26 protein-coding genes and 1 riboswitch are annotated in these 19,716 nt (G+C 64.1%); of the genes, 19 read left to right on the top strand and 7 right to left on the bottom strand.

What is annotated here, in order from left to right; all coding sequences use genetic code 11:
• The first annotated feature begins 56 nt into the window (after positions 1 to 56).
• Together P9230_RS31620 and P9230_RS31615 are read left to right on the top strand one after the other, a co-directional pair.
• Complete coding sequence (locus P9230_RS31620; protein WP_245460531.1) at positions 57 to 440, top strand: TfoX/Sxy family protein; 384 nt, start codon at positions 57 to 59, stop codon at positions 438 to 440.
• Positions 441 to 516: 76 nt separating this feature from the next.
• Complete coding sequence (locus tag P9230_RS31615; RefSeq protein ID WP_127239807.1) at positions 517 to 933, top strand: GFA family protein; 417 nt, start codon at positions 517 to 519, stop codon at positions 931 to 933.
• 93 nt (positions 934 to 1,026) lie between these two features.
• Here the strand turns inward: P9230_RS31615 and P9230_RS31610 are convergent, their stop codons facing one another.
• On the bottom strand, positions 1,027 to 1,683 hold the full coding sequence (locus tag P9230_RS31610; protein ID WP_067330375.1) for an outer membrane protein: 657 nt from the start codon (positions 1,681 to 1,683) through the stop codon (positions 1,027 to 1,029).
• A gap of 412 nt (positions 1,684 to 2,095) precedes the next feature.
• Between P9230_RS31610 and P9230_RS31605 the strand changes: the two genes are divergently transcribed.
• The 8 genes from P9230_RS31605 (at position 2,096) to crcB (P9230_RS31570) (ending at position 8,223) form a co-directional block, all read left to right on the top strand.
• On the top strand, positions 2,096 to 2,860 hold the full coding sequence (locus P9230_RS31605) for an SDR family oxidoreductase (protein ID WP_095800049.1): 765 nt from the start codon (positions 2,096 to 2,098) through the stop codon (positions 2,858 to 2,860).
• Positions 2,857 to 4,941, top strand: a complete 2,085-nt coding sequence (gene uvrC, locus P9230_RS31600) for an excinuclease ABC subunit UvrC (protein WP_278121716.1) — start codon at positions 2,857 to 2,859, stop codon at positions 4,939 to 4,941. The genes P9230_RS31605 and uvrC overlap by 4 nt, the downstream gene beginning before the upstream one ends.
• A gap of 104 nt (positions 4,942 to 5,045) precedes the next feature.
• Positions 5,046 to 5,642, top strand: a complete 597-nt coding sequence (gene pgsA, locus P9230_RS31595) for a CDP-diacylglycerol--glycerol-3-phosphate 3-phosphatidyltransferase (protein WP_067330383.1) — start codon at positions 5,046 to 5,048, stop codon at positions 5,640 to 5,642.
• Position 5,643: 1 nt separating this feature from the next.
• On the top strand, positions 5,644 to 5,901 hold the full coding sequence (gene moaD, locus P9230_RS31590; RefSeq protein ID WP_278121714.1) for a molybdopterin converting factor subunit 1: 258 nt from the start codon (positions 5,644 to 5,646) through the stop codon (positions 5,899 to 5,901).
• Position 5,902: 1 nt separating this feature from the next.
• Positions 5,903 to 6,382 (top strand): molybdenum cofactor biosynthesis protein MoaE, encoded by a 480-nt coding sequence (locus tag P9230_RS31585; protein ID WP_095823619.1) that lies wholly within the window; start codon positions 5,903 to 5,905, stop codon positions 6,380 to 6,382.
• A 218-nt stretch (positions 6,383 to 6,600) separates the two neighbouring features.
• Positions 6,601 to 7,017 (top strand): YbaY family lipoprotein, encoded by a 417-nt coding sequence (locus P9230_RS31580; RefSeq protein ID WP_095800047.1) that lies wholly within the window; start codon positions 6,601 to 6,603, stop codon positions 7,015 to 7,017.
• Positions 7,018 to 7,225: 208 nt separating this feature from the next.
• Positions 7,226 to 7,299: riboswitch (Fluoride riboswitch) on the top strand.
• Between the two features lie 97 nt (positions 7,300 to 7,396).
• Positions 7,397 to 7,789, top strand: coding sequence for a fluoride efflux transporter CrcB (gene crcB, locus P9230_RS31575; RefSeq protein ID WP_067330731.1), 393 nt, complete (start codon positions 7,397 to 7,399; stop codon positions 7,787 to 7,789).
• A 32-nt stretch (positions 7,790 to 7,821) separates the two neighbouring features.
• The gene (crcB, locus tag P9230_RS31570) at positions 7,822 to 8,223 is read left to right on the top strand and encodes a fluoride efflux transporter CrcB (protein WP_245457165.1); all 402 of its coding nucleotides are present in this window, start codon (positions 7,822 to 7,824) and stop codon (positions 8,221 to 8,223) included.
• Between the two features lie 142 nt (positions 8,224 to 8,365).
• Here the strand turns inward: crcB (P9230_RS31570) and ndk are convergent, their stop codons facing one another.
• Complete coding sequence (ndk, locus tag P9230_RS31565) at positions 8,366 to 8,788, bottom strand: nucleoside-diphosphate kinase (protein ID WP_095823617.1); 423 nt, start codon at positions 8,786 to 8,788, stop codon at positions 8,366 to 8,368.
• A 176-nt stretch (positions 8,789 to 8,964) separates the two neighbouring features.
• Here ndk and P9230_RS31560 point away from each other — a divergent pair, with 176 nt between their 5' ends.
• Positions 8,965 to 9,180, top strand: a complete 216-nt coding sequence (locus P9230_RS31560) for a hypothetical protein (RefSeq protein ID WP_067330396.1) — start codon at positions 8,965 to 8,967, stop codon at positions 9,178 to 9,180.
• A gap of 139 nt (positions 9,181 to 9,319) precedes the next feature.
• On the opposite strand, the gene P9230_RS31555 is transcribed toward P9230_RS31560, so the two are convergent.
• On the bottom strand, positions 9,320 to 10,012 hold the full coding sequence (locus tag P9230_RS31555; protein ID WP_278056427.1) for a glutathione S-transferase family protein: 693 nt from the start codon (positions 10,010 to 10,012) through the stop codon (positions 9,320 to 9,322).
• Between the two features lie 54 nt (positions 10,013 to 10,066).
• Between P9230_RS31555 and P9230_RS31550 the strand changes: the two genes are divergently transcribed.
• Positions 10,067 to 10,576, top strand: a complete 510-nt coding sequence (locus P9230_RS31550; protein ID WP_278121712.1) for a DinB family protein — start codon at positions 10,067 to 10,069, stop codon at positions 10,574 to 10,576.
• A gap of 172 nt (positions 10,577 to 10,748) precedes the next feature.
• Here P9230_RS31550 and P9230_RS31545 read toward each other — a convergent pair whose 3' ends face one another.
• Positions 10,749 to 11,078, bottom strand: coding sequence for a hypothetical protein (locus P9230_RS31545; protein ID WP_278121710.1), 330 nt, complete (start codon positions 11,076 to 11,078; stop codon positions 10,749 to 10,751).
• A 34-nt stretch (positions 11,079 to 11,112) separates the two neighbouring features.
• Between P9230_RS31545 and P9230_RS31540 the strand changes: the two genes are divergently transcribed.
• Positions 11,113 to 11,373 (top strand): hypothetical protein, encoded by a 261-nt coding sequence (locus P9230_RS31540; RefSeq protein ID WP_278121708.1) that lies wholly within the window; start codon positions 11,113 to 11,115, stop codon positions 11,371 to 11,373.
• Positions 11,374 to 11,549: 176 nt separating this feature from the next.
• Positions 11,550 to 12,335, top strand: a complete 786-nt coding sequence (locus P9230_RS31535) for a GGDEF domain-containing protein (protein WP_278121707.1) — start codon at positions 11,550 to 11,552, stop codon at positions 12,333 to 12,335.
• Positions 12,336 to 12,417: 82 nt separating this feature from the next.
• Here P9230_RS31535 and P9230_RS31530 read toward each other — a convergent pair whose 3' ends face one another.
• Complete coding sequence (locus P9230_RS31530; RefSeq protein ID WP_278121705.1) at positions 12,418 to 14,499, bottom strand: ATP-dependent helicase; 2,082 nt, start codon at positions 14,497 to 14,499, stop codon at positions 12,418 to 12,420.
• Between the two features lie 161 nt (positions 14,500 to 14,660).
• Positions 14,661 to 14,816, bottom strand: a complete 156-nt coding sequence (locus P9230_RS31525) for a hypothetical protein (protein WP_082954124.1) — start codon at positions 14,814 to 14,816, stop codon at positions 14,661 to 14,663.
• 125 nt (positions 14,817 to 14,941) lie between these two features.
• Between P9230_RS31525 and P9230_RS31520 the strand changes: the two genes are divergently transcribed.
• Complete coding sequence (locus P9230_RS31520) at positions 14,942 to 15,124, top strand: hypothetical protein (protein ID WP_067330410.1); 183 nt, start codon at positions 14,942 to 14,944, stop codon at positions 15,122 to 15,124.
• 250 nt (positions 15,125 to 15,374) lie between these two features.
• Here the strand turns inward: P9230_RS31520 and P9230_RS31515 are convergent, their stop codons facing one another.
• Positions 15,375 to 16,343, bottom strand: a complete 969-nt coding sequence (locus tag P9230_RS31515) for a LysR substrate-binding domain-containing protein (RefSeq protein WP_067330413.1) — start codon at positions 16,341 to 16,343, stop codon at positions 15,375 to 15,377.
• A 110-nt stretch (positions 16,344 to 16,453) separates the two neighbouring features.
• Here P9230_RS31515 and P9230_RS31510 point away from each other — a divergent pair, with 110 nt between their 5' ends.
• The 4 genes from P9230_RS31510 to P9230_RS31495 all read left to right on the top strand — a co-directional run bounded on the left by P9230_RS31510 (position 16,454) and on the right by P9230_RS31495 (position 19,436).
• A complete protein-coding gene (locus tag P9230_RS31510) occupies positions 16,454 to 17,287 on the top strand; it encodes a hypothetical protein (protein ID WP_066995820.1) in 834 nt (277 codons plus the stop codon).
• A gap of 41 nt (positions 17,288 to 17,328) precedes the next feature.
• Positions 17,329 to 18,396 carry a DMT family transporter gene (locus tag P9230_RS31505; RefSeq protein ID WP_278121736.1) on the top strand — a complete coding sequence of 356 codons (1,068 nt, stop codon included), beginning with the start codon at positions 17,329 to 17,331 and terminating at the stop codon, positions 18,394 to 18,396.
• Between the two features lie 5 nt (positions 18,397 to 18,401).
• Entirely contained in the window at positions 18,402 to 18,644 is a 243-nt protein-coding gene (locus tag P9230_RS31500) for a hypothetical protein (protein ID WP_278121703.1), read from the top strand.
• Positions 18,645 to 18,995: 351 nt separating this feature from the next.
• Positions 18,996 to 19,436, top strand: a complete 441-nt coding sequence (locus P9230_RS31495; RefSeq protein WP_066995912.1) for a MucR family transcriptional regulator — start codon at positions 18,996 to 18,998, stop codon at positions 19,434 to 19,436.
• The last annotated feature ends 280 nt before the right edge of the window (positions 19,437 to 19,716 follow it).

Here is a 19,716-nt window from a genome sequence, read left to right as displayed (position 1 = left end):
TGAATTGTCGCCCGGATTCGTGATTGCATAGGCCGTGCAATTACGAAGTGGTTCGCATGGCGAAGTCGGTCACCCAAACAATCGTCGCCCCCGACCCGATGGTCGAGCGCTTGCGCGCGGCCCTTGGCCGGCGCGCTTTCACGGAACAGAAAATGTTCGGCGGCACCTGCTTCATGATCAACGGCAATATGCTGATTGGCACATCGAAGCGCGGCTTGCTTGTGCGTGTCGGCAAGGAACGGCACGCGGCCGCAGCCGCACGGCCCCATGCGCGGCCGATGGAAATGGGCGGGCGTTCCATGGAAGGCTATGTCCATGTCGCGCCGGAAGGCACTGCAACCGAGGCAGATCTCGCCGAGTGGATCGATCGTGCGCTGGCTTTCGTCGAGACACTGCCGCCGAAGGTCAAACCCGCCAAGGTCGCAAAGCGGCCAGCCTGAACAGATCGCGCCGCCTATCCTTAACATCGGCCGTGTCGGCGGGGTCGGCCCGGGCACGCAGTCGGCGGAGGAAGCGATGGCATCTCTGGCGGGACGTTGCATGTGCGGCGCGGTCACCTGGATCTATTCCGGGGAGCTCACGCGAAATCTTGTCTGTCACTGCGCCGATTGCCAGCGCGCCACGTCCGCTCCCTTCACCGCTTTCCTCGGCATGAGGCCGGAGCAGCTGAACTGGGCCGGCGTCATCAGGCACTATGAAAGCAGCCCGAACACCTTTCGCGGGTTCTGCCCGTCCTGCGGTACCAGGCTCTACTTCCGCTCCGACAGATGGCCCGACGAGATCCACGTTCACGCCGCGTCCATGACCGACCCGGCCGACTACCGTCCGGACGCCCAGGTCTTCACGCGCTCGCGCGCGAATTGGCTCGACCGGCTGCAGTCGATTTCAGCCCATGAGGATTTCCAGCAGGCGCCATCCACCGGATTGCGCTGAAGGCGCGGCCAAACGTGTCGGCCTGCGGCAACGCGAGCCACAAAAAAAGCCGGGCGCGCGGCCCGGCTTTTTCCGTGTCGTGGCTTGGACGACTTAGAACTTCATACCGACGCCGAAAGTGACTCGGTTGTCCTTCGACTTGACGTTGCCGAGGGCGCCGAAGTCCTTGTCGCCGTAGTCGGTGTAGCGGTATTCAACGCGACCGAACACGTTGTCGGTGATCTTGATGTCGGTGCCGACACCGGCCGTCCAGCCCAGCATCGCCTTGCTCTCGTCGGTGGCGGTGACGCTATCAGTGATCTTCTGGTTCTTGGCGGCAAGACCGCCGGTGCCATAGAGCAGGATTTCCGGGGTCACGGAATAGCCGAGGCGAGCGCGCAGCGAGCCTTCGAGGCCGCCCTTCGCATTGATGCCCGCGCTGTCGCCCTTGACGCCATTGTAACCGAGATCGGCTTCAGCGCCGTAGACGAAGTTGTCCTGCTGCCACTGGTAGCCGCCGAAGACGCCGCCGATGAAGCCCTTGGTCTTCACATTGACGCCGGCGTCGCGGGCGTCGGCATGGCCGCTGAAGCCGTAGCCGAGGCTGATACCGGCATAGGGGCCGGCCCAGGAAGCGACGGGGAGTTCGGCGACCGGGGCCGGTGCCGGCGGCTCTTCGGTGACGGCGTCTGCGGCATAAGCGGTACCACCGAGGGCGAAGAGCCCGAGCGCAACCGCCAGCGGCCGCGCAAACTTGAGATTAGCTTGCATTGTTGTTTACTCCTTAAGCCACAAGACACGAGGCTTTTTATGTTCATGAATGCCCCCGGCCCGTCCGGGGGGATAAACGGGCCTGGCGTTCAACGGTTCCAAATGTCGTGCTGAAATACGGCTGAAGCGAACCTGAACTTGGGTAATTCCCTGGCGCGAATGAGGCCAAAAGGTGACGTTGCATCTTCGCAACAGCGAATGTCAGCACGCTAGTCATGTTGCGCTGCACACCGCTTGGTTCAAGGGGTTCGGGGACCTATATTGCATTATGAAACTTCCGCAATCCGGGTCGGCAGCGTGCGTACGGGCCGCTTCGCCACATTCCTGCCCCAGGTAGAAATGGCATTTAACGCTTGGCCCGTCATATTGTGCCGGCTTCCCGGAATCGTGAAGCCGATAGAGGATTGACGACATGAAAGAAGCCTTTGGCGTGGTGCTGGTGACGGGTGGAGCGAAAAGGATCGGCAAGGCGATCGTCGAGGACCTTGCCGCGCATGGCTTTGACGTGGCCATCCATGCCAATCGTTCCGGAGCCGAGGCCGAGGCGCTGGCCAGCCGCATCAGGAACCAGGGCGGCCGTGCCGCCGTGCTCGCCGCCGACCTCACCGATATGAAAGCCGTCGGCGATCTGGTCGGCCGCTCCGAAGCTGCCCTTGGCCCGGTCACGCTCCTCGTCAACAACGCCTCCTTGTTCGTCGACGACCGTGTCGAGGATTTCGACTGGCAGGCCTGGGACCGCCACTTCGCCATTCATCTGAAGACGCCGGCGCTGCTGGCGCAGAACTTTGCTCGGGCCTTGCCGGAAGGCGCGGAGGGACTGATCGTCAACGTCATCGACCAGCGTGTCTGGCGGCCGACGCCGCGCTATTTCTCTTACGCGCTGTCGAAATCGGCCCTGTGGACGCAGACCCAGATGCTGGCGCAGGCGCTGGGGCCGCGCATTCGCGTCAATGCCATCGGCCCCGGCCCGACACTGAAGAACAAGCGCCAGGACGACGAAGATTTCGGCAGGCAGGTCGAAGGGCTGATTCTGAAGCGCGGCCCACAATTACCGGAATTCGGCGCCACCATCCGCTATCTCTGGGAGGCGCGCTCCGTCACCGGCCAGATGATCGCGCTCGACGGCGGCCAGCATCTTGCATGGCAGACGCCCGATGTGACAGGCATGGTGGAATGAGTCCTGCCCATAAACACAGCCCCCTCGGCGCCGCCGATGATTTGCCGCCCGATCTCGACATCGAGGACGAGGCGTCGGAGGAAATCGTCGAGCCGGAGGCGGTTGCCGCCGGTCCCGACGTCGCTTTCACCGCGATCGACTGGACGCCGCATGCCGGCGACGCCGACGGCATGGTCGGCGCCGAGGTGATCCAGACTTTGGTCAAGCGGCTGCCCAACCAGCCGGGCGTCTACCGAATGATGAACGCCGCCGGCGACGTGCTCTATGTCGGCAAGGCGCGCAGCCTGAAGAAGCGCGTCACCAACTATGCGCAGGGGCGCTTCCACACCGCCCGCATCGGCCGCATGGTGCGCGAGACGGCGACGATGGAATTCGTCGTCACCCGCACCGAGATCGAGGCGCTGCTGCTCGAGGCCAACCTCATCAAGCGGCTGAGGCCCCGCTTCAACGTGCTGATGCGGGACGACAAGTCGTTCCCTTACATCCTGCTTACCGGCGACCATGTCTCGCCCGGTATCTATAAGCATCGCGGCGCGCGCTCGCGCAGGGGCGACTATTTTGGGCCCTTCGCTTCCGCCGGCGCGGTCCGGCGCACCATCAATTCGCTGCAGCGCGCCTTCCTGCTGCGAAGCTGCACGGATTCCTTCTACGAGAACCGCACGCGGCCCTGCCTGCTCTACCAGATCAAGCGTTGCGCCGGTCCCTGCACCGGCGAGATATCGCATCGGGGCTATGCCGAGCTGGTTGCCGAGGCGAAGGATTTTCTCTCCGGCCGCAGCCAGAAGGTGAAGACCGAGATCTCGGCCGCCATGCAACAAGCCTCCGAAGAGCTCGACTTCGAGCGGGCCGCTATCTACCGGGATCGCCTGGCGGCGCTGTCGCATGTGCAGGCGCATCAGGGCATCAACCCGCAGACTGTGGAAGAGGCGGATGTCTTTGCCATCCACCAGGAAGGCGGCCAGACCTGCATCCAGGTGTTCTTCTTCCGCACCGGCCAGAACTGGGGCAACCGCGCCTATTTTCCCAAGGCCGATCCGGCGCTGGAGCCGGCCGAGGTGCTGGGCTCGTTCCTGGCGCAGTTCTATGACGACAAGCTGCCGGCGCGTACGCTGCTTCTCTCCCAGCCGGTGCAGGAGCAGGAGCTGCTCGCCGAGGCGCTGTCAACCCGCGCCGGGCGCAGGATAGCGATCTCGGTGCCGCAGCGCGGCGAGAAGAAGGATCTCACCGATCACGCGCTGCAGAACGCGCGTGAGGCGCTCGGCCGCAGGCTGGCGGAAACGTCGACGCAGGCGCGGCTATTGCAAGGCTTTGCCGAGACCTTCGGCCTCGCAAGGCCGCCAGTGCGCATCGAGGTCTACGACAATTCGCACATCATGGGCACCAATGCGGTTGGCGCCATGGTCGTCGCCGGGCCGGAAGGTTTTGTGAAGAACCAGTACCGAAAGTTCAACATCCGCTCGACCGAGATCACGCCCGGTGACGATTTCGGCATGATGCGCGAGGTGATGGAGCGCCGCTTCTCGCGGCTGCTCAGGGAGCACGGCGACGTCCAGCCTTCAATCGGAGCGGGCGCGGAGGCCGAGGACGATGCGGCCGAGGATCTTGTCGAGGGAATCGGCAGCTTCCCGGCATGGCCGGACGTCATCCTGATCGACGGCGGCCAGGGGCAAATGACGGCGGTGCGCAAGATCCTGTCCGATCTCGGCATCGAGGACCGGGTCGTCGCCATCGGCATCGCCAAGGGCCAGGACCGCGACGCCGGGCGCGAGCGCTTCTTCGTCAAGGGCAGGGACTCTTTCACGCTGCCGGTGCGCGACCCGGTGCTCTATTTCGTCCAGCGCCTGCGCGACGAGGTGCATCGCTTCGCCATCGGCTCGCACCGCGCCCGCCGCAAGAAGGAGATGGTCAAGAGCCCGCTCGACGAGATCGTCGGCATCGGCCCAGGCCGCAAGCGGGCGCTGCTTCACCATTTCGGCACCGCCAAGGCGGTCAGCCGCGCCGCGGTCGAGGACCTAGTCAAGGTCGATGGCATTTCCGAGCACGTGGCGAAGCTGGTCTACAACCATTTTCATGACAGCTGACCATTCTTGCGCCTATTTTGGGTTGACCAATCGAATCTCGCCTGTTGACCCCCCACATTGGCTTCTGATTTGAGTAGGCAGGCGGAGAGAGATCCCGATCAGATATGGCCCAGCGCGCTTTCAACCTGCCGAACATCCTCACCTACGCCCGCATCATCGCGGTGCCGCTGGTGGTGCTGTGCTTTTTTCTCGAAGGCCATCTGAAGTCCTCCGACTTTGCCCGCTGGTCGGCGCTCGCCATCTTCCTGCTCGCCTCCATCACCGACTATTTCGACGGCTATTTCGCGCGCGCCTGGCAGCAGACCTCCAACATCGGCAAGATGCTGGACCCGATCGCCGACAAGCTCCTGGTCGCCACCTGCCTGCTCTTGCTCGCCGCCGACACCGACCGCCATGCCGGCATTGCCGGTTGGTCGCTATGGGCGGCGATTATCATCCTGTGCCGCGAGATTCTTGTCTCGGGCCTGCGCGAATATTTGGCCGCGCTGAAGGTCTCGGTTCCGGTGACCCAACTCGCCAAATGGAAGACGACCATCCAGATGGTCGCCATCGCCTTCCTGCTCGTCGGCCCGGCCGGCGACAAGATCTTCCCGCTGACCACCCAAATCGGCCTGGTGCTCTTGTGGATCGCGGCACTTGTCACCCTCTACACCGGCTACGACTATTTCCGGGCCGGCCTGAAACACATCATGGACGAGTGAGATGTCGACCAAGCTCATCTATTTCGCCTGGGTGCGCGAGCGGATCGGCAAGCCGGAAGAGCATGTCGAGCTGCCCGCCGGCGTCGAGACCGTCGCCGACCTGTTGCGCTGGCTGAAGTCGCGCGGCGAGGAATACGAAAACGCGCTGCAATATCCGGACGTCATCCGCGTCGCCATCAACCAGGAACATGTCGGCCACCGCGAGAAAATCGCGGGCGCGCGCGAGATCGCGCTGTTTCCGCCGATGAGCGGGGGCTGAGATGGCGAGCACGGTCGTGCCGGCCATCCGCGTCCAGCGGGAGGATTTCGACGTCGCCGCCGAGATTGCCGCGCTGACCGAAGGCCGTGCCGACATCGGCGCCGTGGTCACCTTCTCCGGCCTCTGCCGTGACGAGCAAGGCGCGCTCGCCGCCCTCGAGCTCGAGCACTATCCCGGCATGGCCGAGGCCGAGATCGGCCGCATCGCCACTGAGGCCATCGGGCGTTGGCCGCTGCAGGGGCTCACTGTCGTCCACCGCCATGGAAAAATCGCGCCGGGCGAAAACATCGTGCTGGTGGTCGCGGCCTCCGCGCATCGCCAGGCGGCCTTCGAGGCGGCGAATTTCCTGATGGATTACCTGAAGTCGCGCGCGCCCTTCTGGAAGAAGGAGCACCGTGCCGACGGCTCCGAAGGCGGCTGGGTCGAGGCCAAGGAAGCCGACGACGAAGCCGCGGATCGTTGGAAGACCCCGGACAAGTAAGCCAGGACGGCATTGCCTTGGCGATCGCCCCATCCGGCGCGCTTCGCAGCACCTTCTCCCCTTGGGGAGAAGAGGGTCGCCCCGAACTGCTCTTCGCAATTTCGGTTGGCAATCCGCCTGAGGGACAAGCCGGCGAATTTCCTCCCCAAGGCCATCGAACGACCGCAATCCTTCCCGACCTTGCAAATCGGTTTGATTTGCTGGGCGGGAGCAATCTTATGCTGGACAGGATCGCGGAATTTTTCATCTTCGGCCTTGTGCCGCTGGTGGTCGGCGTGCTTGCCGTGCCGGAGTTCACCAGTGCCGCCGAAAAGACGATTGCCGGCGAGGTGACCTATCGCGAGCGCATCGCGCTGCCGCCCAATGCCGTGCTTTCGGTCGAACTCGCCGACATCTCGCTGGCCGGCGCGCCGGCGACGCTCGTCGGCCAGCGCAAGATCGTCGTGGCCGGCCAGGTGCCGATCAAATTCGAGATCGGCTTCGATCCCAAGGCAATCCAGCCCGGCAGGGCCTACGCGCTGCAGGCCCGCATAACGGTCGATGACCGGCTGATCTTCCTCACCGACACTCGCCACCAGGTCGATCCGCTGGACGGCAAGCCGCAGACCATCGTGCTGAAGAAGGTCACGTCGTAGCCTGGTTCGCAAAATTTCCGACACGCCGGAAACGCATAGAGACGAGGGATCGCGGCCGCTTCTGCGTCAGCCCCGGGAGTTCCGGTCTCTCGTCCGCCACCGCGTCCGCCACCATAACGGATTCGGCAAATGTTAACGGGGCGCGAAGAAGCGCGTCGCAACCATAGTGGCCCCGATTGACCGCGACCCCGCGACCACCTAGTTTCCCTCGTCAAATGGGGATGGGGTTCCCCCGAAACCGCCCGAGCTTTTCGCATCTGGGCTGATGACTCCTGCCAGGCGTGCTTTCGCGCGGCAGGATTTCTTTTTCCGCTCGCACACGCCTGTCTTGATGGCGCGATTCCCGCGAGGAATCGCTTTGTGGAAAGGCAAAGAAGCGATGAGCCTTGCGGCCTGCGCCCTGGTCCTGATCGGCGGCTTCCTCGGCGGTGTTTCCCGCTTCTTCCTGTCGGGCCTTGTCGGCCGCAGCGTCGGCGAGACCTTTCCCTGGGGCACGCTGGTGGTCAACGTCTCCGGCGCGCTTGCCATCGGCGCCTTCGCAGGCGCGGCGCGGGCCGTCGGCGGCATCTTTTCCGCCGAACTCGTGCGCGACCTGATCGTGGTCGGTCTGTTCGGCGGCTACACCACGGTTTCGTCCTTCTGCCTGCAGACGCTCAACCTCGCGCTCGACGGCGAGCGGCGGCTCGCCGCTCTCAACATCGTGGCTTCGGCGGCGCTCTGCGTGCTTGCCGTCGCCTTTGGGTTTTGGACCGTCGTGCGGATGGCGGGGTAGGGCGCATGTTTGGAAACGATAGACAGACAGCCATGCGGCTTTATCTGGCGGTGGGCTGCGGCGCGGCCATCGGTTCGCTGGCGCGCTTTTTATGCGGCTACGTCGTCGTCTCGCTGCTGGGCTGGAGCGCGCTGCTTGCAACGGCGTTCGTCAACGTCGTCGGCTCCTGGGTCATCATGTTCTTTTCCACGCTGACCCGGCCGGATGGACGCTTGATGGTCGGCCCGGCCGGCCGCCAGTTCGTGACCGGCGGCTTCTGCGGCGGTCTCACCACCTTTTCGTCGATGAGCCTCGACACCTTCATCCTGCTTCTCGAGGGCGACCTCGGCCTTGCGGCGACCTATCTTGTCAGTGTGGTGGTGCTGTCGCTTGCGTCGGCCTGGCTCGGCTATCTCATGGCGACCAGGTTCAACCGCTTGCCGATCACCAGGTGATCAGGGAGGAGAGCATGGCACTTCTCGCCGGCTCGGAGGCCTCCGGCGCAGCCGCGGGCATCGCCCGTTCCTAAAGCCTGCACGGCCGGCCCGCTCCAACAAAAAGGCGGCCCGAGAGCCGCCTTGCCGGGACCGAAGCGTCTCAGCCGACGATCTCGGTGTCGGAGAACCAGTACCTGATCTCCTGCGCGGCGGTCTCCGGCGCGTCCGAGCCGTGCACCGAATTTTCGCCGATCGACAGCGCATGCACCTTGCGGATGGTGCCCTCGGCCGCATTGGCCGGGTTGGTGGCGCCCATCACTTCGCGGTTCTTGGCGATGGCGTTCTCGCCCTCCAGCACCTGCACGACGGTCGGGCCCGACGACATGAATTCGACCAGCTCGCCGAAGAAAGGACGATCCTTGTGGACGGCGTAGAAGCCTTCGGCCTCGCGGCGGCTCATCCATACGCGACGCGACGCGACGACGCTGAGGCCCGCGTCTTCCAGCATCTTGGTGATGGCGCCGGTCAGATTGCGCTTGGTGGCATCCGGCTTGATCATGGAGAAGGTGCGTTCGATCGCCATTGGGTCGTCCTTGTTCTGGGAATGGAAATTGGAGTGGCGGGCTCTATACAAGCCGCTTGGCGGCTTGCCAAGGGGAGGCGGCTTCTGGTCAAGGCCGGCTGTTTGCGGGATAATTGGACGGCTGAGAGCGCGCTTCGCGTGCAGTCCGGAGCGCCGCGGCAGCGGAGCAGGAGGCGATGAACCGGCTCTACCTCAAACGCGACGATATCGCCGGCATTTTCTTGATGGCCGTGGTCCTTGCCGTGATCGTCTTCGTCCTGCTGTTCTTTCCACAAACCGGACAGCAGAATTTCGGCTTCGGCCCGGAATGGCAATGCGCCCGCATGGGAGAGGGCGATCCGATCTGCGTCAGGCTGGTCGAAAAGGATGAAGCCGGAAAATTCCCGCCTTGAGGGGGAGATGGCCGGCAGCACAGAGCGGGGCGCCGCGCGTGAAACGCCGACTTCTTCTTTCGCAAGTAGGCGCCGCAGCTGTTGAGGCGCCCACTCTGTCACCTTCGGCGACATCTTCCCACAAGAGGAAGATTAGCGCTTACGCCGCCGCGGCGACCTGCCGGCCGATTCCGCCATGCAGGTCGAGGCAGCGTTCGAACCATTCGGCAACGCCGTCGCCCGTCTCGAGCAGCTGGTAGGGCGAGACGACGCGCGCCCATTGCAGCGCCCCGAACACGATGTAGTCGGCAAACAGCGGCGATGTCCCGCCGATGAAAGGCTGATAGCTGAGCATCGAGCGCAGCGGCTCGAGCGAGGCACGAAAGCCGGCAAGCCCCTCGTCGCGGCCGGCCACCACCTCTTCGAGCCGCTTGCCGAGCCGCTGCTCGCGGCTCTCGCGGAAATAGGCGCGGTTCGCCTCGTCCTGCATCCTATGCAGATCGGTGAGCAGCACCGTCATGAGGTAAGGATGGATGGTGAGCTGCGACCAGCGTTCGATGAAGCGCGCCGTCGCCTTGCCGCCTTCGCCGCCGAACAACATCGGCCGCTCGGGGTAGGCTTCGTCGAGATAAAGTGCGATGGCGAAGGAATCGGCCACCACGCGCTCGCCATCGCGGATCACCGGCACCGTCTTCGAGACGCCGCCTTCCACCTTGGGGACTTCCAGGAAGCGCGTCGGCACCTTGGTGGCGTCGAGCCCTTTGTGGGCCAGCGCCATCTTCGTCTTCCAGCAATGCGGACTGAATGGGCGTTTTGCGTCGTGGCCGACGAGATCATAGAACAGAATGGTCATTACGGTTCCTGCGGGTTACGAAGAGCCGGGATTCGTTGCGAGCCGGATGGAAGAATGAAACAGCATTTCATGATGTTTGCGGCCTACAATCAATGGGCCAACACGCGCATCTATGATGCCGCCGCCGATCTCAGCGAAGAGGAACTCGGCCGCGATGTCGGCGCCTTCTTCGGCTCGATGCTGGGCGCGCTCAATCACCTGCTCGTCACCGACCGCGTCTGGATGAAGCGCTTTACGGGCGAGGGGGACGCGCCCTCAAACCTTGCGACGATCCTCTATCGCGCCTTCCCGGGCTTGCGCCTGGCACGCGAGGCCGAGGACAGGAGGATTGTCGACTGGATGGGCGGCATGACCGATAAGGCGCTCACCGGGCGATTTTCCTATATGACCACCGACATGCGCACCGTTTCGCAGCGGCTGGCGCCGGCGCTCAGCCATCTCTTCAATCACCAGACCCACCATCGCGGCCAGGCGCATATGTGCCTTACCGTCCTCGGCAGGCCCTCGGTGCCGCTTGACCTGATGCAGTTCCAGCGCTCCGAAGAAGGCCGCGCCTACGCCTGAAGCTTGCAGGGATTCCGGTTGGCCAATTCCGGAAAACTAAAAAACACGACAATTTCGTCTATATTTTAAAGCAGAAGCATCGTTTTTGAAAACTATGATTCGTCATATGCGAAATAGCTAAAGAAACCGAAAGGGCACTCTCGGCGTATTTTTGTCTCAAAAGCTACGCGCTCTAGAAAAGCGCAACAAATGATGCAAGGCGGAAATACAAGACCACAGGGAGAGTGTCATGGCCAGTATCGTAAAAGGTTCGCCAGCACATTGGCGAGTGGTGCAATCGTCGTTGCTCTTGCCATGCCGGCGAACGCCCAGAGCGTCGGGGTCGGCGGCTATCCGTAGGCGGCAACAGCGCCGACGCCAATGCGGGCGGCCCAAATAGGGCTGACGGAAATGCATCCTTCGGCGGCAGCAACAACAGCGCCAGGGTTTCGATCGGCGGCGCAAGCGGCGGCAGCGGAAACGCCACCATCGGCGGCAGCAGTTCCACGGCCACGGCATCCATCGGCGGCACCAACGGGGCTGGAGCCGATGCGACTTTGGGCAACGGCACCAATAGCGCGCTCAACGTGACGACGGGCGGCGCGAACGGCGCTGGCGTCGCCCTCGGCGCTGGCGCCGCCGTTCCTGGAATCGTCGGCGCGACGCCGCCGGGAACGACGAACCTGTCTTCCGCCGTCGCTCAAATGTCGAGCAGCCAGTTGTCGCGGATGAAGAAGCGCTGCGTCGATGTGCTCAGCAGCGAAGGCACCTATGATCGTGATCTGAGGGCGCTCTGCCTGATGATTTCGCGTCGTTGACGGCGCGCAACGAGAGCTTCCGGCCAACTGCAAAGCCCGCCGCTGCGTCGGCGGGCCTTCTTCAGGCTGGCGGCGCGCTCGACGCCTGGTTAACCACATTCCCATTGAAGCCAATATATTAGGACTTCGTTTGCGCTCGCGCTCCACAATAGGCCAGTTGTAGTGGGAGCAATGCCATGCGCATCGATTTGTCCCCCACCAGTTGGGGCAGGGTCGCGCTGGTCACCGTTGCCGGCACGGCATTCTTCATTGCCGCGGCCTTTTTCGTCGATTCCTTCAACTTCCCCTCGTTGTCACCCGAAGCGCTGCTCTGGGCCAAGCTCACCGACCTGTTCCTGCCGCTCATCCTTGGCGGCTCCTTCCTGTTCTTCCTGATGTGGAAGATGCGCCAGCTGGCCATCGCCCAGAAGGAGCTCAGCATCATTGCCGCGACCGACAGCCTGACGGCGGTCTTCAACCGCGGCGCTTTCTCGATGCTGGTCGAGGCCTATCTCGACAAGGCTCGCAGCCATGCGGTCGCCGAAGCCGGCGCGCTGCTGATCGTCGATGCCGACCATTTCAAGTCGATCAACGACCGGCTCGGCCACGAGTGCGGCGACCAGGCGCTGAAGCTGATCGCGAGCACGATCCGGAGCCAGCTCCACGGCGCCGACATCGTCGGACGCATCGGCGGCGAGGAATTCGCGGTCTTCCTTCCGGGCGCCGACGCGACGCGCTCCTTCCTGGTCGCCGAGTCGATCAGACTGCGTATCCGCGAGGCCGAGTTCGCGCCGGGCGGGCAGCCGTGCCCGCTTTCGGTCAGCATCGGCGGCGTCGCGTTCAGCGGGCCCACCACCTATCACCACATGTTTCGGGTCGCGGACAGGCATCTTTACAAGGCGAAGTCGAACGGACGCGACCAGGTGAGCTTCGAAAGCCCGCGCAGCAGGCTATCCGGCGAGGCCGCCGGCACCTTCCACTGAACGAACCCGCGCAGCAGGGAACGGAGCGCCCTCACCAGCGGTGGGGCTGAGTAGGAGTGTCGTCCCGCCTTTGGGTAGGCGTTTATTTCCACATGCCGCGCATGCGCGCGCCGAGATCGACCTTGACGCCCGGCTTTTGGCGCGGGTCGTCCGTGATCGCCGCGCTCGCCCAGGATGACTGTTCGAAAGCCGAAAGCATCGAGGCCGGGATGAAGCGGGTGCGCGAGGCATAGACGTGACGATCGCCGCGCGCCGGCTGGTTGTGCGGATAAAAGCGCTGCGGCACCACCAGGTGCAGGCTGTCCTTGGCGCGCGTCATCGCCACATAGAGCAGCCGCCGCTCCTCCTCGATATCCTCCTTGGTACCGACGCCGAGATCGGCCGGGATGCAGCCGTCGACCGTGTTGAGCACGAAGACGTTCTTCCACTCCTGGCCCTTGGCCGAATGGATCGTGGACAGGATCAGGTAATCCTCGTCGCGATGCGGCGGGCCGGCCTGGTCGCTGGTGGCGTCGGGCGGGTCGAGCGTCAGCTCGGTCAGGAAACGCTCGCGCGAGGGATAGCCCGACGCGATCTGCTCGAGCTGCAACAGGTCGGCCCGGCGCGTGATCGCGTCCTCGTGGATACGCTCCAGATGCGGCTCGTACCAGAGCCTGATCCGCTCGAGGTCGGCCGGCCATTTGGCGCCGGCGCGCAGCCCGCTGTAGATGTCGAGGAAGACCGGCCAGTCTTCGGCCGCGCGCTGCGGCGGCCGGAAGCGGGCAAGGCCGAGCGTCTCGTCGAGCGACGTCGCCATCGCCTCGACGATCTGTGAGGCGGCCGAAGGCCCGATGCCGGGCATCAACTGCAGCACCCGGAAGCCGGCGACCCTGTCGCGCGGGTTCTCGGCAAAGCGCAGCATCGCCAGCATGTCTTTCACATGCGCGGCATCGAGGAATTTCAGCCCGCCGAATTTGACGAAGGGGATGTTGCGCCGCGTGAGCTCCACCTCCAGCGGCCCGCTGTGATGCGAGGCGCGGAACAGCACGGCTTGCGCCTTGAGCGCCGTGCCGGCCTCGCGCTCGGCAAGGATCACCTGGCAGACATAATTGGCCTGCTCAGCCTCGTCGCGCACGCTTACCAGTTGCGGCTTGTGCGACGACCGGCGTTCGGTCCAGAGATTCTTGGTGAAACGCTCGCTTGCCTCGCCGATTACTTTGTTGGCGGCGGCCAGGATCGGCTCGGTCGAGCGGTAATTGCGCTCCAGCATGACGATCTCGGCGCCTTGCGCGAACTGTTTTGGGAAATCGAGAATGTTGCGCACTTCCGCGGCCCGGAAGGAATATATCGACTGTGCGTCATCGCCCACCACGGTCAAGCCCGCGCCGTCCGGCTTCAGCGCCAACAGAATAGAGGCCTGCAGCCGGTTGGTGTCCTGGTATTCGTCGACCAGCACGTGGTCGAAGCGTGAGCCAAGGTGAGCGGCGATCTCCGGCTCGGCCGCCATCTGCGCCCAGTAGAGCAAAAGGTCGTCGTAATCGAGCACGTTCTGCGCCTGCTTGGCCTCGACATAAGCCGCGAACAGCTCCTTCAGCTGTTCCGCCCATCCTGAGCACCAGGGAAAGGCCGAGCCCAGCACCTCGCCGAGCGGCGCCTGGGCGTTCACCGCCCGCGAATAGATCTGCAGGCAGGTGGCTTTGGTCGGAAAACGGCTTTCGGTCTTGGAAAAACCGAGCTCGTGCCGGGCAAGGTTCATCAGGTCGGCCGAATCCTCGCGATCGTGGATGGTGAAAGCCGGATCGAGGCCGATCTGCTCGGCATAGTCGCGCAAGAGTCTGGCGCCGATACCGTGGAAAGTACCGGCCCAGGATAGCGCATCGGCGATGATCGCGGCATCGCGGCCCAGCACCTCGCCGGCGATGCGCTCGACGCGCTTCGCCATTTCAGCCGCGGCGCGGCGCGAAAAGGTCATCAAAAGGATGCGGCGCGGATCGGCGCCCTTGACGATGAGGTGCGCCACGCGATGCGCCAGCGTGCTGGTCTTGCCGGAGCCGGCCCCGGCGATCACCAGCAGCGGCGCGGCCACCTTGCCGTCGCCATGAACCACCGCCAGCCGCTGCTCGTCGTTCAGCCGGGCAAGATAGGCAGGAGTTTCGAAGGACGAATCACGGGCGGCGATGTTCATCGCCCATCAAGCATCGTTTCCGCTTTGTTCGCAATACAGCTAATCTCGCCCAAAGGCGGCCAAGTGGGGGGCGATGCCCGGCAGGGCAGAGGGGACGCTGTACGCGCCGGCATATGCTGGATAGGCGGGCCATCTTCCCAACAAGCGCGAGAACGGCCGATCTACCTTTTCGGCTCGACGCCCATCGCCGCCGACTGGCGCCGCAGCGACCGCCGATCGTCCGGCGGCGCGAGATCGCCGGACGCCTCCTCGATGATCCTCATCGTGACGCGATAGGCCGTGTAGCCGAACAGGCCGACGAGCAGCAGACGGATCATGACATCTCCTCGTGAGTTAACGAGGTTCAACCGGAGACAGGCGCGTTGGTTCCCGCCGGACGGCGCAACCAAACCGCCGCCGCCTCGTTTGCTTCGAAGAAAGGGGCGAACGAGAGGAGGTCGTCATGAAGAAACTTCCTGTGCTGCTGGCTCTCGCGGCAGGGCTCGGGCTCGCCGCCTGCGACAACAGCGTGCAGCCCACCAAGGCGCCAAGCGACACCGTCGACAAAAACCCGCAGGTCGACAAGAACCCGGTGCCGCAATCGACCACCGGCGGCGACCAGCCCGGCACGCCGCCGAAGCAATGAGAGCGGACGATGTTGTCGGGAGACGAAGCGGCGGCGCCGCAGAAGAAGGCCGGCGCTGCTTGGGAGGAAGCTGGAAAGCGCCGGCCAAGCGGGAAAATCAGGCCCGCCGCAGGATCAAAGATAGCTGAGTCTCTCCGCCGCGTCATGGGGCGATCGCGCTAGCCGGCTACAGGTATCCGTCCAAACGCTTTGTCGGCCTTCAAAGATCGGAGAATCTCAGGGGTGTGTTTGCGTCGCTTGCGCCGCCGCGTCACGCCATCGCGGCGCGCGCCAGCGGCACGTTGGCGATCTCCAGGTCCAACTGGCGCTGCGTCAGCGCCGCTTCGGCCATGATCCACTGCTTGAACAGCTCCACCTTGCGGGCGCCGAGCGCCTTGATGGGGCTGACGAAATACCAGCCGGCGGTGTTGGGATGGTGGACCGCGAAGGGGGCGACCAGCCGCTCGGCTCGGATGTCGCTTGCCATATAGGCGCGGTTGGCAACGGCAAAGCCCATGCCGGCATTGGCCGCCTCGTAGGACATCATGCAGGAATCGAAATAGATGCTCTTGGTCTCGCCAAGCACGAAACTCGCGCCGGCAAAAGCCAGCCACGACTGCCAGTTCTGGGTGCAGGTGTCGGAGTGGAGCAGGGTGAAGTGCCTGAGGTCCTCCGGCGTCACCTTGGACAGCGGCTTATCGCCCAGCACCTCGCGGAACAGCTTGCGGCTGCACACCGGCGTCAGGTCCTCCTTGAACAGCAGCGCGGAGTTGAGGCCGGGGAAATTGCCGTCGCCGTAGCGGATCTCGAGATCGTATTCGGAGGTCGCGAATTCATGCGTGGCATAGGAAGTCGAGACCCGCATTTCGATATCCGGATACTGCCGCTGGAAGGTGGCAAGCCGCGGAAACAGCCAGCGCGCCGCGAAGGTCGGCAAAACGCAGATCTTCAGCACATGCGCCTGGGATTGGCCGGTCGCCTCCATGCTGGCAGCCACGATCCGCTCCAGCGCCTCGCGCACGCGCGCCACGTAGGTCTCGCCTTCCGGCGTCAGCGACACCGCATTGCCGCCGCGCTGGAAGATCTTGAAGCGCAGCTGGTCCTCCAGGCTCTTCACCCGCTGGCTGACGGCGGAGGCGGTAATGAACTGCTCTTCGCCCGCGCGCGTGAAGTTGCGGTGCCTGGCGGCGCTCTCCACGATTTTCAGCGAGTTTAAGTTGACCTGGCTGAGCAGACGCACGGGGTTCGACCTTTAGCTATGCTTAAAGTAGCACCAGCATTCCTAAATTTACAGGGGAGGGTGCTCAATCGACTGTTTACCAAGTGTTGCACCGACCTTGGAGAAGTAGAATGAACGCCCATACAATCCCCGAACTGCGCTATGCGATGAGCCGTGAAGCCATCATCGGTCATGATACGGCGTGGAAAGTGTCGAGCTTCGGCGTCGCCCAGTATCTTCACGGCTACGACCCGCAACTGCTCGCCGCGATCGAGGAGGCGGCGCTCAAGCTCAAGGCCAGCCACGCCGTGCACAAGCATCTCGACCTCACCTTCATCACCGGCGCGGACCGCTACATTCCCGAGATCAAGGAACTGCTCAACGACAAGCTGCGGCTGGAACGGCTGTCCGACATGATGGGCACCAAGCTCGAACCCTATCCGCTGTCTATCGTCGGCTCGACCGTCACCTTCATGAACCCCAAGGACGGCGCCGTCGACTGGCACTGCGATGGCGTTCCGGTGACGGAACTCATTCCGCTCTCGATCAGCGATCCTCTGATCGGCGGCCATCTTGAAATCTATTGCGACGATTCCGAGACGGGGCGTGCCATCCTCGAATCCGGCAGCGACCTGCCGCGCAACAGGGTCATGCGCATCGACCACAAGATGAATTACGCCACGCTCGGCCAGTTCCTCGGCGTGCTCCATCGCACCGCGCCGATCCAGCTCGGCTCGCGCGTCACCCTGGTGCTCAACCAGCGTTCGGTGGCGAAGCCCTATGTCGATGACAACCGCATGTTCTACCTCGCCGCCGACAACGATCAGGACCGCGGCTGGGTGAACGAACTGGCCGAGGACGTCTGGACGAACCAACTGCCGGCCTATCGCCGTCATGCAGAAGAACATCCCGTGCCGAAGCCGGCTGTCGATCCGGTCTCCGGCGGAGCCAGGGAATCGTGGTAGTGGCTGACGATCCGGCCGGTCGCCAGCCGCCTTCAGCATCGCTGAGCCGTGGCCCGGTCGCCGCCGACAGGCGGAAGGACCGTTCCAGCGCTGCTCCCCCGGCGGCGCTGAGCTTTGCCCTCGGCGCCGTGGCGCTCTGGGCGACCAACGCTTTGGTCGGCAAGACGCTGCTTGCCAATCACCCGGTATCCGAGGTGCAGTTCCTGCAGTTCTCAGGCGCTGCGCTGGTCTTTGCGCTGATCAGGCTCTTCCCTTCTCCCCTTGTGAAGTCCGAAGGACGGGGCGAGACCCGTGGCTCGCCCCCGGGCAGCGGCCTCGCCAAGCGAGGTCGTATCAAGGGGGCCGGACGAATCGCCGACGCAGGAGTTTCTTCCAACATCCCTCACCCGTCTCGGCGCTCCGGGCCGATCCAGCTTCTCCCACGAGGGGAGAAGGGGAGTACCGTGCTCGCCTGCGCCGTCGGCTTCATCGGCCTGGTCGGCACCATGGTGCTGCAATACATCGCCTTCGCCTCGATGCCGGTCATCGAGGCCAATCTCGTTGCCTACACCTGGCCGCTGATGGTCGCCGCCGCCGTCATCGTGCTCGGCCGCCCGCGACGGCCGCTGCTGCTTGGACTGACCGCCGCGCTGGGCTTCACCGGCGTCGCGCTGGTGCTCTCCGGCGGAGGCGCGCATGCCTGGTTCGGAGGTAGCCCCGTCGGTTATTGCGCCGCCTTCGGCTCGGCACTTTGCATGGCCTTCTACTCGCTTGCCGTCGGCCGCCTTGCCGTGCCGCCCGATCGGCTTCTGCTGCCTTCGGCGCTGATCGGCGTGGCGCTGACCTTCGCATGGTGCCTGCATGACGGCGTCGCCGCCCTGGGCGGCTTGGACCTGCTGCTCGGACTCTATCTCGGTGCCGGGCCGATGGGGCTCGGCTATTATTTCTGGTCGCGCGCGCTCAGCCTCGATCAGGATGGGCGGCTCGCGGTCGTGGCGTATCTCACGCCGATCGCTTCCACGCTTTTGCTGGCGCTGTCGGGCGAAAGCCTGTCGATGACGGCCATGGCTGGCGCCGTCCTTGTCATCGGCAGTTGCATTGCTGTCGGCATCGAACGTCCGGAGGGCTGAAGACCATGCCAGGGATCGTACCAGGAAACATGCCAGGGAGCGGGCTTGACGACGACGAACGCCGGGCCAGACAGGAGGCGCATTGGCTGGTCAAGGAATTCGGCGCCGAGGCGCAGCTCTATGCCGCCATGAAGGCTGAGGAGGCCATCGAGCAGAAGGATTTCGGCCGCTGCGCCCGCTGGAAACGCGTGCTGGAGATTCTGGCCGACGGCCCGACCGATCTCCGGCGCGGCGCTGCCGCGAAATAAGCGACTTGCCCTAACGAATCGGGCATGATCGATGATCGGAGAGCCAGCGCTGCTCGCAATTATTGGCTTTCCGTCCAGAATTCCAATTTTTGCAGGAATTACTCGTAGAAATTGAAGTGCTGTTGCGTCATTTCCTCGCCCGTGCAGAGCTTCGGTGCTGTAAAGTGTTTGTTGTAGGTATTAGAATTCCTAACTTGCGCGGTCGCGGCCCGCGGTGAAAACATACCTTCGGTATTGAGTCTCGCACGTTTACTGACTCTGGACGTCCGTTGGGGGACAGGTCCAATAAGATACCTAGACTAAAGTCTTAAAAACAGCTGGTCATTTGAGAGCCAGCAGAAGGTGAAAAAATTGTCCAATATCGACGACAAGACTGCAATCGAGCTGACCGCCGACATTGTTTCGGCCTATGTGGGCAACAACCCGCTTCCGGCATCCGGCCTACCTGATCTGATCGCCAGCGTCAGCGCTTCGGTGCGCAAGCTCGCCGGGGGCGCCCCGGTGAAGGAAAGCGCGCCGCAGACGCCGGCCGTCAATCCGAAGCGTTCGGTATTCCCCGACTACATCGTCTGCCTCGAGGACGGCAAGAAGTTCAAGTCGCTGAAGCGGCACCTGTCGACCGACCATGGGCTGACGCCGGACGAATATCGCGCGAAATGGGGCCTGCCGGCGGACTATCCCATGGTGGCGCCCAGTTATTCGGCCACTCGCTCGGCGCTTGCCAAGTCTTCCGGCCTGGGCCGGAAGCCGGCCGCGGATTCCGGCAGGGGCAAGCGTAAAGCCAAGGCCTGAGCCGAAGGTCATGCTGCCCGCTACGGACGGCGCCACGCCGTCGGCCGACCGCTTTGCCGCGCTCGACGCGTTGCGTCGCAGGGTGGCCATCCAGTCTTGCGCCGATGCCGGCGAGGGGGTCAAGGCGCGGCGCGTCCTGTTTTCATTGGACCTGCCGGCCATCGATCTGCGTACCGCGCTCGACGCGCTCGACAATTTCGTATCGTGGGGGGGGGGGGGGGGGGGGGGGGGGGGGGGGGGGGGGGGGGGGGGGGGGGGGGGGGGGGGGGGGGGGGGGGGG

Origin of the sequence: Mesorhizobium sp. WSM4887, from assembly GCF_029625865.1 — a bacterium.
Lineage (GTDB): Bacteria > Pseudomonadota > Alphaproteobacteria > Rhizobiales > Rhizobiaceae > Mesorhizobium.
This window is presented reverse-complemented; position numbering and strand designations above follow the sequence as displayed.